The organism is Streptomyces sp. NPDC049813 (assembly GCF_044465085.1).
GTDB lineage: Bacteria > Actinomycetota > Actinomycetes > Streptomycetales > Streptomycetaceae > Streptomyces.
Genome location: NZ_JBITLI010000013.1, coordinates 48,885 through 62,454 on the forward strand (window position 1 = coordinate 48,885; position 13,570 = coordinate 62,454).

At 73.1% G+C, this 13,570-nt stretch carries 9 protein-coding genes; 3 read left to right on the plus strand and 6 right to left on the minus strand.

The features are described 5' to 3' along the window. The first annotated feature begins 2 nt into the window (after positions 1 to 2). Positions 3 to 1,190 (plus strand): alanine racemase, encoded by a 1,188-nt coding sequence (locus ACIBW6_RS24935; RefSeq protein ID WP_399063233.1) that lies wholly within the window; start codon positions 3 to 5, stop codon positions 1,188 to 1,190. After that, entirely contained in the window at positions 1,187 to 2,422 is a 1,236-nt protein-coding gene (locus tag ACIBW6_RS24940; protein ID WP_399063235.1) for a phosphopentomutase, read from the plus strand. The genes ACIBW6_RS24935 and ACIBW6_RS24940 overlap by 4 nt, the downstream gene beginning before the upstream one ends. A gap of 85 nt (positions 2,423 to 2,507) precedes the next feature. Here the strand turns inward: ACIBW6_RS24940 and ffh are convergent, their stop codons facing one another. The 5 genes from ffh to ACIBW6_RS24965 all read right to left on the minus strand — a co-directional run bounded on the left by ffh (position 2,508) and on the right by ACIBW6_RS24965 (position 10,480). Continuing rightward, on the minus strand, positions 2,508 to 4,064 hold the full coding sequence (gene ffh / locus ACIBW6_RS24945; RefSeq protein WP_399063237.1) for a signal recognition particle protein: 1,557 nt from the start codon (positions 4,062 to 4,064) through the stop codon (positions 2,508 to 2,510). 378 nt (positions 4,065 to 4,442) lie between these two features. Continuing rightward, positions 4,443 to 6,962 carry a [protein-PII] uridylyltransferase gene (locus ACIBW6_RS24950; protein WP_399063238.1) on the minus strand — a complete coding sequence of 840 codons (2,520 nt, stop codon included), beginning with the start codon at positions 6,960 to 6,962 and terminating at the stop codon, positions 4,443 to 4,445. A gap of 31 nt (positions 6,963 to 6,993) precedes the next feature. Beyond that, positions 6,994 to 7,332, minus strand: coding sequence for a P-II family nitrogen regulator (locus ACIBW6_RS24955; protein WP_356493199.1), 339 nt, complete (start codon positions 7,330 to 7,332; stop codon positions 6,994 to 6,996). Further along, the gene (locus ACIBW6_RS24960; RefSeq protein ID WP_399063241.1) at positions 7,329 to 8,681 is read right to left on the minus strand and encodes an ammonium transporter; all 1,353 of its coding nucleotides are present in this window, start codon (positions 8,679 to 8,681) and stop codon (positions 7,329 to 7,331) included. The genes ACIBW6_RS24955 and ACIBW6_RS24960 overlap by 4 nt, the downstream gene beginning before the upstream one ends. A 317-nt stretch (positions 8,682 to 8,998) precedes the next feature. Beyond that, positions 8,999 to 10,480: a hypothetical protein gene (locus ACIBW6_RS24965; protein WP_399063243.1), complete on the minus strand. Its 1,482-nt coding sequence runs from the start codon at positions 10,478 to 10,480 to the stop codon at positions 8,999 to 9,001. Positions 10,481 to 10,949: 469 nt separating this feature from the next. Here ACIBW6_RS24965 and ACIBW6_RS24970 point away from each other — a divergent pair, with 469 nt between their 5' ends. After that, positions 10,950 to 11,618: a bifunctional DNA primase/polymerase gene (locus ACIBW6_RS24970; RefSeq protein WP_399063244.1), complete on the plus strand. Its 669-nt coding sequence runs from the start codon at positions 10,950 to 10,952 to the stop codon at positions 11,616 to 11,618. Positions 11,619 to 12,207: 589 nt separating this feature from the next. Here ACIBW6_RS24970 and ftsY read toward each other — a convergent pair. Then, positions 12,208 to 13,413, minus strand: coding sequence for a signal recognition particle-docking protein FtsY (gene ftsY / locus ACIBW6_RS24975; protein ID WP_399063246.1), 1,206 nt, complete (start codon positions 13,411 to 13,413; stop codon positions 12,208 to 12,210). Positions 13,414 to 13,570: the final 157 nt, after the last annotated feature.

Sequence of the window (13,570 nt, forward strand, 5' to 3'; positions counted from 1 at the left end):
CCGTGTTCCTCGACAGTCTGCTCGCCCGCAATCCCGCGCTGATCGACGCGGCGACCGATCTCCACCGGCGCGGCGCGATCCCGCCGGACACCTATGTGATGGACCTCGACGCGATCGAGGGGAACGCGTCGCTGCTGGCGGCCGAGGCCGAGCGGCTCGGCCTGAGCCTGTGGTTCGTCGTCAAGCAGCTCGGCCGCAACCCCGAGCTGATCAGGGCCATCGCCCGGCACATCCCGAAGTACGCCGCCATCGATCCGCCCGAGGCCCGGACCCTGCACGCGGCCGGCGCGCAGGCGGGCAATCTCGGGCACCTGGTCCAGATCCCGCGCCGCGCGCTGCCCGAGATGCTGGCCTGGCGCCCCGAGACGGTGACCGTCTACGACCTGGCGAACGCGCGGGCGGTGTCCGACGCGGCGCTCGGACTCGGCCTGGTGCAGGACATCCTGGTCCGGCTCGAAGGGGCGCCGGGGACGGTGTACCCCGGGCAGGAGGGCGGCGTCCCGCTCGCCGGCATGGAGACGTTCGCGGCAGCCGTGGAGCGGCTCCCCGGGGTGCGGATCGCCGGGGTCACCGCTTTCCCGTGCGTGTTGTGTGATCCACGGACAGGGCTGCCCGCGCCCACGGCCAACTTCGAACTCGCCCTCGCGGCACGCCGGGTACTGGCCGCGCGCGGGCACGAGGACCTCAAACTGAGCGCCCCCAGCGCCACGTCCATGGCGACGCTCCCGCTCCTCGCCGAGCTCGGCGCCACGCACGGCGAGCCCGGCCACTCCCTCACCGGCACCACTCCCCTGCACGCGCGGGACCTCAGCCAGCCCGAGACGCCCGCCTATGTGTACGTCACCGAGGTGGCGCACACTCTCGCCGACGGCCGGCCCGCCGTCTTCGGCGGCGGCTTCTACGCGCGTTCGCACCCCACCTCGGCGCTCCTGCCCCGCACCGGCATGCGCCTGCCGGTGCAGGAGGCGCCGCCGGAGAACATCGACTACTACCGGCTGCTCGACGCGCCCGGGTCCGGCGCGGACCTCGACGGGACCGGTGCGGACCTCAAGGTCGGTGACACCGCTCTGCTGGCGTTCCGCACGCAGATCTTCGTGACGCGCTCGACGGTCGCGGTGGTGGCCGGCCTCTCGACGGGGACACCGCGGCTCATCGGGCTGTACGACGCGCAAGGGAAGGCCCTCTCATGAGCAGGACCGTGATCGTGGTGGTGGACGGGTTCGGCGTCGGTGCCATGCCGGACGCGGGCGCGCTGCGCCCCGGCGACCTGGCGGCCGACACCTGCGGGCACGTGCTGGACCGGTGCCGGGAGGCGTTCGGCAGGCCGCTGCGGCTGCCCGTCCTCGGTGCGCTCGGCCTCGGCCTGGTCCACCCGCACCCCGACCTGGCCGCCGGCACCGCGTTGCCGGTGGCCGTGGGCCGGGCGGCGCTCGGCTATCCGGGAGCGGACACCTTCGCCGGGCACCAGACGATGATGGGCGCGGACTTCAGCCGGGTGACGGTGGCGCGGCTCGCGGAGCACCTGGACGCGGTGGAGCGGGTCCTCACGGACGCGGGCCACAAGGTCGAACTCCTGGACGGTAAGCCCCTGTTGGTCGTGGACGGCACAGTCCTCGTGCACGACAACCTGGAGGCGGACCCGGGGATCAACTGGAACGCGTCGGGCGGGCTCGACGCCGTCGGTTTCGACGCCGTCCTGGCCATCGCGCGCACGGTCCGGACGATCGCCCCGGTGGCCCGGGTCATCGCGGTCGGCGGTCACGCGGACGGGCCGCTGAGCGCGTTCGTGCGCCCGGGCGAGGGCGGCACGGTCGGCTTGGACACCCCGGCGACCGGGTTCTACCGCAACGGCGGGCTGCAGGTGCAACATCTGGGGGCCGAGCTCGACCACACCCGACAGCTGCCGGGGCTGGCGGCGCGGGCGGGCGTGCCCGTGACGCTCGTCGGCAAGGCCGCGGACATCCTGGCCTGCGAGGCGGCGGTGCGCCGGCCCGCCGTGGACACGGCGGAGGTCCTCGCGCACACGCTGGAGGCGGTCCGCGCCGAGGGTGCCGCGCTGGTCGTGGCCAATGTGCAGGAGAGCGACCTCGCGGGGCACCAGCAGGACGTCGAGCGGTACGGACGCATCCTGGAGCAGGTCGACGCGGGCCTGGCGGCGCTGGTGTCCCTGCTGTCCGAGCCCGGGGACCGCCTGATCGTCACGGGCGACCACGGGAACGACCCGACGATCGGGCACGCCTTCCACACGCGCGAGTACGTCCCCGTCCTGATCCACCGCCCCGAGGCCGTGGGCGTCGAGCTGCTGCCCGACGCGGCGAGCCTGGCCGACGTGGGCGCCACCGCCGCGGCGGCGCTCGGCCTCGACCCGGCGGGCCTGGCCCACGGCGCGGAGATACGCGGGGCCGCCACGCGGGCCGCCTGACCACCTCCGTACAGGGGTGAGGGGCGCCCGCACCAGCGAGCGCCCCTCACCCCTCCGCGTACGGAAAGGTCACCGGTCCATGACGTCAGCCCATGAACTTCTTGAACTCGTCGGGCAGTTCGAAGTCCTTGCCGCCCTGCCCGGCGCCGGGCAGGCCGAGCGCGCCGCCCGCCTCGGCGGCGGCCGCCCGCCGGGCGGCCTCCTCCTGCTCCTGCTGCTTGCGCTTCATGGGGTTTCCGGAGCGCTGCTTGCCCTTGGCCTTCTTCGCCTGCTTCTTCTGCCGGCCGGCGCCACCGCCCATGCCGGGCAGTCCGGGCATCCCCGGCATGCCGCCGCCCTGGGCCATGCGGGACATCATCTTGCGGGCCTCGAAGAACCGCTCGACCAGGTTCTTGACCGCGCTCACGTCGACGCCGGAGCCCTTGGCGATACGGGCGCGGCGCGAGCCGTTGATGATCGAGGCGTCGGCGCGCTCGGCCGGGGTCATCGACTTGATGATGGCGGCGGTGCGGTCGACGTCGCGCTCGTCGAGGTTGGCGATCTGGTCCTTCATCTGGGCCATCCCCGGCAGCATGCCGAGCAGCTTGGAGATGGAGCCCATCTTCCTGACCTGCTCCATCTGCGCCAGGAAGTCGTCGAGCGTGAAGTCCTGGCCCTTCTTGGAGGCCAGCTTCGAGGCCATCTTCTCGGCCTCTTGCTGCGAGAAGGTCTGCTCGGCCTTCTCGATCAGCGTGAGCATGTCGCCCATGCCGAGGATGCGGGACGCCATCCGGTCCGGGTGGAAGGCGTCGAAGTCGTCCAGCTTCTCGCCGTTGGAGGCGAACATGATCTGGCGGCCGGTGACGTGGGCGATCGACAGCGCCGCGCCACCACGCGCGTCACCGTCGAGCTTCGACAGCACGACGCCGTCGAAGCCGACGCCGTCGCGGAAGGCCTCGGCCGTGTTGACCGCGTCCTGACCGATCATGGCGTCGACGACGAACAGGACCTCGTCCGGGGAGACCGCGTCGCGGATGTCCGCGGCCTGCTGCATCAGCTCCTGGTCGATGCCCAGGCGGCCGGCGGTGTCGACGATGACGACATCGAAGACCTTGGACTTCGCGTACTCGATGGAGTCCTTGGCGACCTTGACCGGGTCACCCACGCCGTTGCCCGGCTCCGGGGCGTAGATGCCGACGCCGGCGCGCTCGGCGACGACGCTGAGCTGGTTCACGGCGTTCGGGCGCTGGAGGTCACAGGCGACGAGCAGCGGCGAGTGGCCCTGGGTCTTGAGCCAGTGGCCGAGCTTGCCCGCGAGGGTCGTCTTACCGGCACCCTGCAGACCCGCGAGCATGATCACGGTGGGCGCGGTCTTGGCGAAGCGCAGGCGGCGGGTCTCGCCACCGAGGATGCCGATGAGCTCCTCGTTGACGATCTTGATGACCTGCTGGGCGGGGTTCAGCGCCTGGGAGACCTCGGCGCCTGCCGCCCGTTCCTTCACCTGCTTGATGAAGGCGCGGACGACGGGCAGGGCGACGTCGGCTTCCAGCAGGGCGATCCGGATCTCGCGCGCCGTGGCGTCGATGTCCGCCTCGCTGAGGCGACCCTTGCCGCGGAGATTCTTGAATGTCGCTGCGAGGCGATCGGAAAGAGTGTCGAACACGGCGGTCGCGAATCCTCGGGTCGGGTGGCTCTACGGACAGGTCGCCTTCCAGGGTATCGGTCGCGGCGGATTGGGTCTGCGCCCCGTCAGCCGCGCATGAAGCCGGCTACCCGGCGGACGCCGTTCCGCCCCCTGCGGCCCGCCCCGCACGGGCTCCTGTGGAAGGCGTCGAGGCCCGCCCCGGAGGGGCCGTCACTGAAGGCGTCGAGGCCCACCCCGGAGGGGCCGCTACGACAGGCGTGGAAGCCCACACCGGAGGGGCCGCCACGTAAGGCGTGGAGGCCCACCCCGGCCGGGGTGCCGCAGAAGGCTGCAAGGCCCGCCCCGGACAAGCCGCCACGTAAGGCATTGGGGCCGCCCCTCCCCGGCGTGTGCCGGTCAGACGCCGGACGGGCTCGGTCGCAGGGCCTCCTCCAGCGAGCGCGCCACCGATACCGCCTCTTCCGAGGGCAGCGGCGCTCCCTCGGGCCCGGTGACGTAGAAGGCGTCCACCGCGTTGGCGCCCAGCGTGGAGACGTGTGCCGAGCGCATGCGCACGTGGGAGAGTTCGAGCGCGCGTCCGATCCGGTGCAGCAGCCCCGGGGCGTCCTGGGCCCGCACCTCGATGACGGTCGCCAGCCGGGAGCCGGCCGGCGCCACCGTGACCCGGGGCGGGGGCGCCACCGCGCCGCGCCGCCGCGGGTAGGCGGCGTCCCGCTCGGCGAGGCGCGCCGCGATGTCGAGCGAGCCGTCGAGGGCGCGGACGAGATCGGCGCGGAGCCGGGCGGCCTGCGGCAGCGACCCGTACTCGGCAGCGACCCGCCAGTTCAGCAGCAGGACAGCGCGCCCTTCTGCGGGGCGGCCCTCCTCCTTCCGCGGCCGCGCGCCCTGGCTCCACTCCTCGGGCAGCGACAGGGTCCGCAGTTCCGCGGTGCGCACGGTCAGCCGGTGCATGGCGAGCACCCCGGCCACTGCCGGGAGGACCCCGGGCTGATCCGGTACGGCGATGAGCAGTTCGACGCCCTGCGGCTCCGGCGCGAGCGCGTCGCCGGTCTCCTCCGCGGGGGGCGCCGCGTCCGTCTGCGCCCGCAGCGTCAGGACCGGTCCGCCGGTGCGGTGGGCCTCGACCGCGAGCCGTTCCTCCTCCGCGGTGGGCTCGGCGGCGTCGGGGTCGACCGGGGCGTCCCCGGCGAGCACCGCGGCGACCCGCTTGACCAGGTCGGCCACGAGCGATCCGCGCCAGGCCGACCAGGCGGCCGGGCCGGTGGCGAGCGCGTCCGCCTCGGTCAGGGCGTGCAGCAGCTCCAGTGTCCCGTGCGAACCCACCGCCTCGGCGACGGCGCGGACGGTGGCCGGGTCGTCCAGGTCGCGCCGGGTGGCGGTCTCGATGAGCAGCAGATGGTGCCGGACGAGGGTGGCGAGCGTCCCGGCGTCGGCCCGGTCGAAGCCGATCCGCGCCGCGACGTCCCGGGCGATGGTCTCGCCCGCCACCGAGTGGTCGCCGGGCCAGCCCTTGCCGATGTCGTGCAGCAGCGCCGCCACGAGCAGCAGGTCGGGCCGGCCCACCCGGCGCGTCAGCTCCGCGGCCTGCACGGCGGTCTCGACGAGGTGGCGGTCGACGGTCCAGGTGTGCACGGCGTTGCGCTGCGGCCGGCAGCGGACCCGCTCCCAGTCCGGCAGCAGCCGGGTGATCAGCCCCTCGGCCTCGAGGGCCTCCCAGACCTCCACCGTGGTGCGGCCGGCGCCGAGCAGGGTCACGAGTTGTTCGCGGGCCTCGGCGGGCCAGGGGGTGGGCAGCGGCCGGGTGGCCGCGGCCAGCCGCCGGACCGCGTGCAGCGACAGCGGCAGGCCGGCCTGGGCCGCGGCGGCGGCCGCGCGCAGCGGCAGCACCGGGTCCCGCTCGGGCCGGGCCGCGCGGGCGAGCACGACCTCGCCGTCCATCTCGACGACGCCCTCGGCGAGCGGCGACCGCTCGACGGGCGCGGTCCTGCCGCCGAGCATGGCGCGCAGACGGGGGCGGACGGAGCGGGACTTGAGGACCCGGGCGACCTCGCGCCAGGTGACGTCGCTCGCGTACGACACCCTGCGGGCCGCTTCGTAGACCTGGCGCAGCAGGGTGTCGGCGTCGAGCAGACCGAGGGCGGCGGCGACCTGGTCCTGCTCCTGGAGGGCGAGCCGGTCGGTGGCGCGGCCGGTCGCCAGATGCAGCGCGTCGCGCACGTCGAGGAGGCGGCGGCGGGCGTCGGCGAGCCCTTCGCGCGGCGCGTCGGCCAGCCACGACGCGGCGACGGCCCGCAGTGCGGTGGCGTCGCGCAGTCCGCCGCGCGCTTCCTTCAGGTCGGGTTCGAGAAGGTACTGCAGTTCGCCCTGGCGCTCGGCGCGTTCCTCGCACAGTTCGCGCAGTTCGGGCAGGCGCTTGGGCGCCTGGTTGCGCCAGTCGGCGAGGACGGCGGTGCGCAGCCCGGTGGTGAGCCCGGCGTCGCCCGCGAGGTGGCGGGCGTCGAGCAGCCCCAGCTGCACCTTGAGGTCGTCGCCGGCGGTCTTGCGTGCTTCCGCGGGGGTGCGCACGGAGTGGTCGAGGGCGAGGCCGAGGTCCCAGACCGGGTACCAGACGCGGTCGGCGAGGGCGGCGACGGCGTCCGGGTCGGCCGAGCCGTCGTGCAGGAGCAGCAGGTCGAGGTCGCTGCGCGGGGAGAGTTCGCCGCGCCCGTAGCCGCCGACGGCGACCAGCGAGACACCCGGGCCGGGCGTTCCGGCGTGGAACAGCTGCGCCAGCCAGCGGTCGGTCAGGTCCGCGAGGGCGGAGCGGCGCGGCGGCCCGGACCGCGCCTCTCCTTGGAGGAGGCGCAGCCGGGCCGCCGCGTAGCCGCCGGGTTCGTCGTCCGCTTCGTCGGTCCGTACGTCGTTCACACTCGTCACCCAGCGACTCCCGTTCCGTCCGTCGAATCGGTTACAGCGCGTCCGGACCGCGCTCGCCGGTCCGGACCCGCACGGCCGTCTCGACGGGGACCGCCCAGACCTTGCCGTCACCGATCTTGCCGGTACGCGCGGCTTTTACGACGACTTCGACGAGTTGTTCGGCGTCGTCGTCCTCGACCAGGACCTCGATGCGGATCTTGGGCACCAGGTCGACGGTGTACTCGGCACCGCGGTAGACCTCGGTGTGCCCGCGCTGGCGGCCGTACCCGCTGGCCTCCGTCACGGTCAGGCCCTGGACGCCGAAGGCCTGGAGCGCTTCCTTGATCTCGTCGAGCCGGTGCGGCTTGACGACGGCGGTGATCAGCTTCATGCGTCCACCTTCTTGGTGCTCGGAGCGGCCGTGGCGGCCGGGGTGGGCAGGGGCGCCCGGGTGGCGGTGCCGCCGCCGGCGCCGCTGAAGTCGTAGGCGGTCTCGGCGTGCTCGACCTGGTCGATGCCGCTGACCTCGACGTCCTCGCTGACCCGCATGCCCAGGGTCTTGTCGATGAGGAAGGCGAGGACCGCGGAGACGACGAGGGAGTAGGCGAGGACGCCGCCGACCCCGGCGCACTGCTTCCAGAACTGGGTGAGGCCGCCGCCGTAGAAGAGGCCGGCCACGTCGGACTGGCCGCCGCCGGTGGCGAAGAAGCCGATGAGCAGGGAGCCGGCGATGCCGCCGACCAGGTGGACGCCGACGACGTCGAGGGAGTCGTCGTAGCCGAACTTGTACTTGAGGCCGACGGCCATGGCGCACAGCACACCGGCGATCACGCCGACGGCGATCGCGCCGAGCGGGGAGACCGCGCCACCGGAGGGGGTGATCGCGACGAGTCCGGCGACGGCACCGGAGGCGGCGCCGAGGGAGGTGAACGCGCCGTGGCGCAGCTTCTCGTAGAGGAGCCAGGCGAGCATGGCGGCGGCGGTGGCGACCTGGGTGTTGACGAACATCAGCGCGCCGACGCCGTCGTCGTTGCCGAGCCAGGAACCGGCGTTGAAGCCGAACCAGCCGAACCAGAGGAGGCCCGCGCCCAGCATCGTCCAGGGCAGCGAGTGCGGCCGCATCGGGTCCTTCTTGAACCCGGCGCGCTTGCCGATGACGAGGATGACGCCGAGGGCCGCCGCGCCGGCGTTGATGTGCACGGCCGTGCCGCCCGCGAAGTCGATGACGCCGAGGTCGAAGGCCCAGCCGCCGGTCCCCCAGACCCAGTGCGCGACCGGGAAGTAGACGATCGTGGCCCACAGGGTGATGAACAGCGCCCAGGCCGTGAACTTCACGCGGTCCGCGAGGGCGCCGCTGATCAGGGCGGGCGTGATGATGGCGAACATCAGCTGGAAGACGGCGAAGACGTAGACGGGGACGGTGTAGCCGTCCCACAGCTGGGTCAGCCCGATCCCGCTGAGGCCGACGAAGTCGCCGTCCCAGCCGACGAGCGACCCCTTGTCGCTGCCGAACGCGAGGGAGAAGCCGTACAGCACCCACAGGATCGTGACGATCCCGAGGCTGATGAAGCTCATCATCAGCATGTTCAGGGTGCTCTTGACCCGGACCATGCCTCCGTAGAAGAAGGCCAGGCCCGGCGTCATGAGCATCACCAGGGCGGAACAGATCAACATGAAGCCTGTGTTCGCGGCGGAGAGCTTGGGTGCCTCCGCGGCGAGCGTGATGGCGGCTGGTGCCATCGGCGTCTCCTCGTCATTGGTACGGCCCCGTGCGGGCGAAGCCAGAAGCGGTCATGAGGGGTGGGCCGGTTATGCGCCAGAAGATTGGCGCAGCGCGGTTTCCGGGGGTGCCCCTCGATGTTTCGCCGCAGTGACGAAGAGGTCCTGGGTGTTACGCGTAGGTGAAGTGCCGGATGGCGGCGGCGCCGGGCGTGGTGCAGGCGCGGCGGGCGGGGTGAGGAGAGACCGGCCGCGGTCTTCCGTCCGTGCTGACCTGGCTGGGGGAGCCGAGTCGGATGGTGAGGGGACGGTCGGCCGCGGCCGGCGCGCACGGGCTGTCAGACAGCCGCTTCGGCGGTCTCGGGCAGGTGGACGGCGAGCTGTTCGGTCAGCTGCAGGACCTCCGCGACGTCCCCGAAGTCGCGCACCGCGGTGTCCACGGTCTTGCGGATACGGGTGTTGACGCGCTCGGAGCGGACCTTGCGGGCGATGGAGAGCGCCCGCTCGGCCAGCACGGTGGCCTGCTCGGGCTCCCGCTGGATCAGGTGCACGGTGGCCATGCCGATCAGGTTCAGTGCGTACGACCGCTGGTGCTCGCTGTCCTTGCCGAACAGCTCGACGGCCTGCTGCATCACGGGCTCGGCCATCGAGGCGTAGGTGGGGCTGCGGCCCGCCACGTAGGCGAGGTCGCGGAAGGAGTGGCTGTTCTCGCCGTGCAGTTCGGCCTCGGAGAAGAAGCGGATCCAGTCGGGGTCCGGGTCGTCCCAGTCCTCGGCGTCGGTGAAGGTGTCCTCGGCCATGCGCACGGCGCGCTTGCACTTGCCCGGCTGCCCCATGTTCGCATACGCGCGGGCCTCCATCGCATACAGCATGGACTGGGTGCGCGGGCCGGCGCAGTCGCGGCTGCCGTACTGCGCGAGGTGGATGAGCTCCAGGGCGTCCTCGGGGCGGCCGAGGTGGATCATCTGCCGGCTCATGCTGCTCAGGACGTACGAGCCGAGCGGCTTGTCGCCGGCTTCCTTCGCGGCGTGCAGGGCGAGCACGAAGTACTTCTGCGCGGTGGGCTGCAGGCCTACGTCGTAGCTCATCCACCCGGCCAGCTCGGCCAGTTCGGCCGCGACCTTGAACAGGCGCCTCGTGGTGGCCTCGGGCTGCGGCTCCTGGAGGAGGTCTGTGACCTCGTGCAGCTGCCCCACGACCGCCTTGCGGCGCAGACCGCCGCCGCACTGCGCGTCCCACTGGCGGAACATGACGGTGGTGGACTCCAGCAGGTCCAGCTCCGGCCGGGACAGCCGGTTCCCCCGGCGCTGTCCGGTGGACTCGGGCTCGACGCCGGACTTCGCGCCGCCCGGGCCCGGCACCAGCCAGCGCTGCATCGGCTCGATGAGCGAGGGTCCCGCGGCGAGGGCGAGCGAGCTGCCGAGGAAGCCGCGGCGGGCCAGCATGAGGTCGCTGCGCGAGAACTCGCCGATGAGCGCGACGGTCTGGGGCCCCGTCCACGGCAGGTCGACCCCGGAGACCGAGGGCGCCTGGTGTGCTGCCCGCAGGCCCAGGTCCTCGACGGCGACCACGCAGCCGAACCGCTCGGAGAACAGCTCGCTGAGGATGCGCGGGATCGGCTCGCGCGGATTCTCCCCGTCGAGCCAGCGCCGCACCCGGGAGGTGTCGGTGGAGATGTGGTTCGCACCCAACTGCCGCGCTCGCCGGTTCACTTGGCGCGCCAGCTCGCCCTTGGACCAGCCGCTGCGCATGAACCACGAGCCGAGCAGTTCGTTCGGGCGCTTCTCAGCGTTCGTCACGCTTCCGCCGCTGCCGCCCACTGAACGCCCCCATCCCTGAAGTCCCTGAGACCCACTGTCACGCCCCGCCGACCGCTATCGACCACTGTCGACCGCAAGCCTTACCAGGATGCCGTCAACTACGGCTTCCCGTCCGCCAGTTGTCACTCCTCGAACAGGAAAGCGACTTGCCCTTGGCATACCCACGGGTGCACATACCCCAGGGCGCTGTGTACTGAAAGTAATCCTACGATCACCCCTCCGGCGAGGGCGAACGCGGAAACGCCACCATTCGCCACCCCTTCGAATGAACTCAGCGGCAGCCACACGCGATTCACTTGACATAGGACAGCCGGAAGTAGTCGAAACGGTGTGCGCCACCGGCGTGCAGTGATGGATTCACCACCCCGGATACGACGTTGCTCCGCCATGACCGGGCGGTCCGTGCACACTGGGTAACGATCCGATTCCGTCACGTAACCACCGGCGCGCCGGACCCGTTGGAGGGGGCATGGGCTTCACGATCGGCGGCATTCGCGAGATGCGCTCCAGCACACGACGTCGCGGTCGTGCGGTCGGCCGCGCCTGTGACCGCACCACGGTGGCGGAGTTCACCGGCTTATGGGGTTGGGACGTGGTCCCCGGCGCCCGCGCGGTGGGACCGGCCTGTTCCTGCGGCAGGGCCGCCTGCCCGGCGCCCGGCGCCCACCCGCTCGACCCGACCGCGGTGGTCCCGGCCGGCGCCACCCTCGACGAGGTGACCGCTTCCTGGAGCCGGTTCCCCGGCGCCGCGGTGCTGCTCCCGGTGGGCCGCGCCTTCGACGTCATCGACATCCCCGAGCCGGCCGGCCGGCGCGCCCTGATCCGCCTGGAGCGGATGGGCCTGCCCCTCGGCCCGGTGATCGCCACCCCCGAGGGCCGCGCCCACTTCTTCGTGGCGCCCGGCGCCGCCGCCCAGCTGCCGACCCTGCTGTACCGCACGGGCTGGGACGACGCGACCCTCGACCTGCACGCGCTGGGCCCCGGGGCGTACATCACGGCCCCGCCCTCCGACCGCGGCGGCCTCGGCCCGGCGGCCTGGCTGCGCGCCCCGTCCCTGGACACCGCGACACAGCCGCCGCAGGCGCGACTGCTGCTGGGCACCCTGGCGTACGCCGCCCACCGCTCCCCCTGCGTCTGACCGCGCCCGAACCGCTCCTCCCGGCGCGTGGTCGCGCCTGAACCCGCTCAGCCCCCGCGTATAACCGCGCCCGAGCTGCTCCCCCTGCATGCAACCGCGCCTGGCCACGCCCGAACCGCTACCCCCTGCGCGTGACCGCGTCTCACCGCGCCTGAACCCGCTCAGCCCCCGCGTATAGCCGCGCCTGACCACGCCCGAACCGCTACCCCCTGCGCGTGACCGCGCCTGAACCGCTCTGCCCAGCGTGTAACCGCGCCCGAGCCGCTCCCCTGCCCGCAACCGCCCCTGACCGCACCCGAGCCGCCCCCCCCCTGCACGCAACCGCACCTAACCGCGCCCGACCCGCACAGGCCGCAGGCCGCAGACCGCAGAACGGGGAGTGGGGCCGCGGGCCCGCCGCGCCCCCCCCCCCCCCCCCGCCCCCCCCCCCCCCCCCCCCCCCCCCCCCCCCCCACCCCCCCCCCCCCCCCCCCCCCCCCCCCCCCCCCCCCGCCCGCCGCCCCCCCCCGCCGGGGGGGGGGGGGGCCGCCCCGCCCCCCCACTCCCCGCATACGTGAGGCTCCTCAGCGCCGGTCCGGCGCCGGGCCAGCTATTCGCCGATCAACGCGTCCACGAACGCCTCGGGCTCGAACGGCGCCAGGTCGTCCGCCCCCTCCCCGAGCCCGATGAGCTTCACCGGCACGCCCAGCTCCCGCTGCACGGCGACCACGATGCCGCCCTTGGCCGTACCGTCCAGCTTGGTCAGCACGATGCCCGTGATGTCGACGACCTCGGCGAAGACCCGGGCCTGCACCAGCCCGTTCTGCCCCGTCGTGGCGTCGAGGACCAGCAGCACCTCGTCGAGCGGCGCGTGCTTCTCCACGACGCGCTTGACCTTGCCGAGCTCGTCCATCAGGCCGGTCTTGGTGTGCAGCCGGCCCGCGGTGTCGATGAGCACGACGTCCGCGCCCGCCGCGATGCCTTCCTTCACGGCGTCGAAGGCGATGGACGCCGGGTCCCCGCCCTCGGGCCCGCGCACCGTACGCGCGCCGACCCGCTCGCCCCACGTCTGCAGCTGGTCGGCCGCGGCGGCGCGGAAGGTGTCGGCGGCACCGAGCATGACGTTCTTGCCGTCGGCGACGAGCACGCGCGCGAGCTTGCCGGTGGTGGTGGTCTTGCCGGTGCCGTTGACCCCGACGACCATGACGATGCCCGGGGTGTCCAGATTGGAGTCCGTCTTCACGGTCCGGTCGAACTCGGGGACGACCAGCGTGAGGAGCTCCTCGCGCAGCAGGCCGCGCAGCTCGTCCGGGGTGCGGGTGCCGAGCACCTTCACACGCGCGCGCAGCCGCTCGACCAGCTCCTGGGTGGGCTGCACGCCGACGTCGGCGGTGAGCAGCGTGTCCTCGATCTCCTCCCAGGTGTCCTCGTCGAGGTGCTCGCGGGACAGGAGTGTGAGCAGCCCCTTGCCGAGCGCGTTCTGCGACCGGGAGAGCCGGGTGCGCAGCCGCACCAGGCGGCCCGCGGTCGGCTCGGGCACCTCTACCTCGGGAGCCGCCGACGGCTCCTCGATGACCTCCTCGGTGACCGGGCCGGCGACCGGGAGGTCGACCTCCTCGATCGTGCGCCGCGCTTCGTCGCGGGGCGTCTCGGCCTCGTCGCCGACGTGCGGCTCGGTGGGCGGGGCGGCGGTGATGTCGGGCGCCGAGGGGGGCGGGGGCGGCAGCTGCTTCTTCTTGCGGCTGCCCACCACGAGCCCGCCGAGCGCGCCGATCACGACCACGGCGATGACTACAGCAAGGATGACGATGTCCATAACCCGTCCAGTATCAGCCATGGGGCCCCGGCGGAGCCGCTCTCGTCGCATCCTCCAAAGGACAAAGGTCTCGCCAGGGCATTACTCGGACTAAACTACGATGGTAGTGGTCGCATCAACGCGCGTAGAGTCCCTCGCGATCCCTCACTCCGCCCCA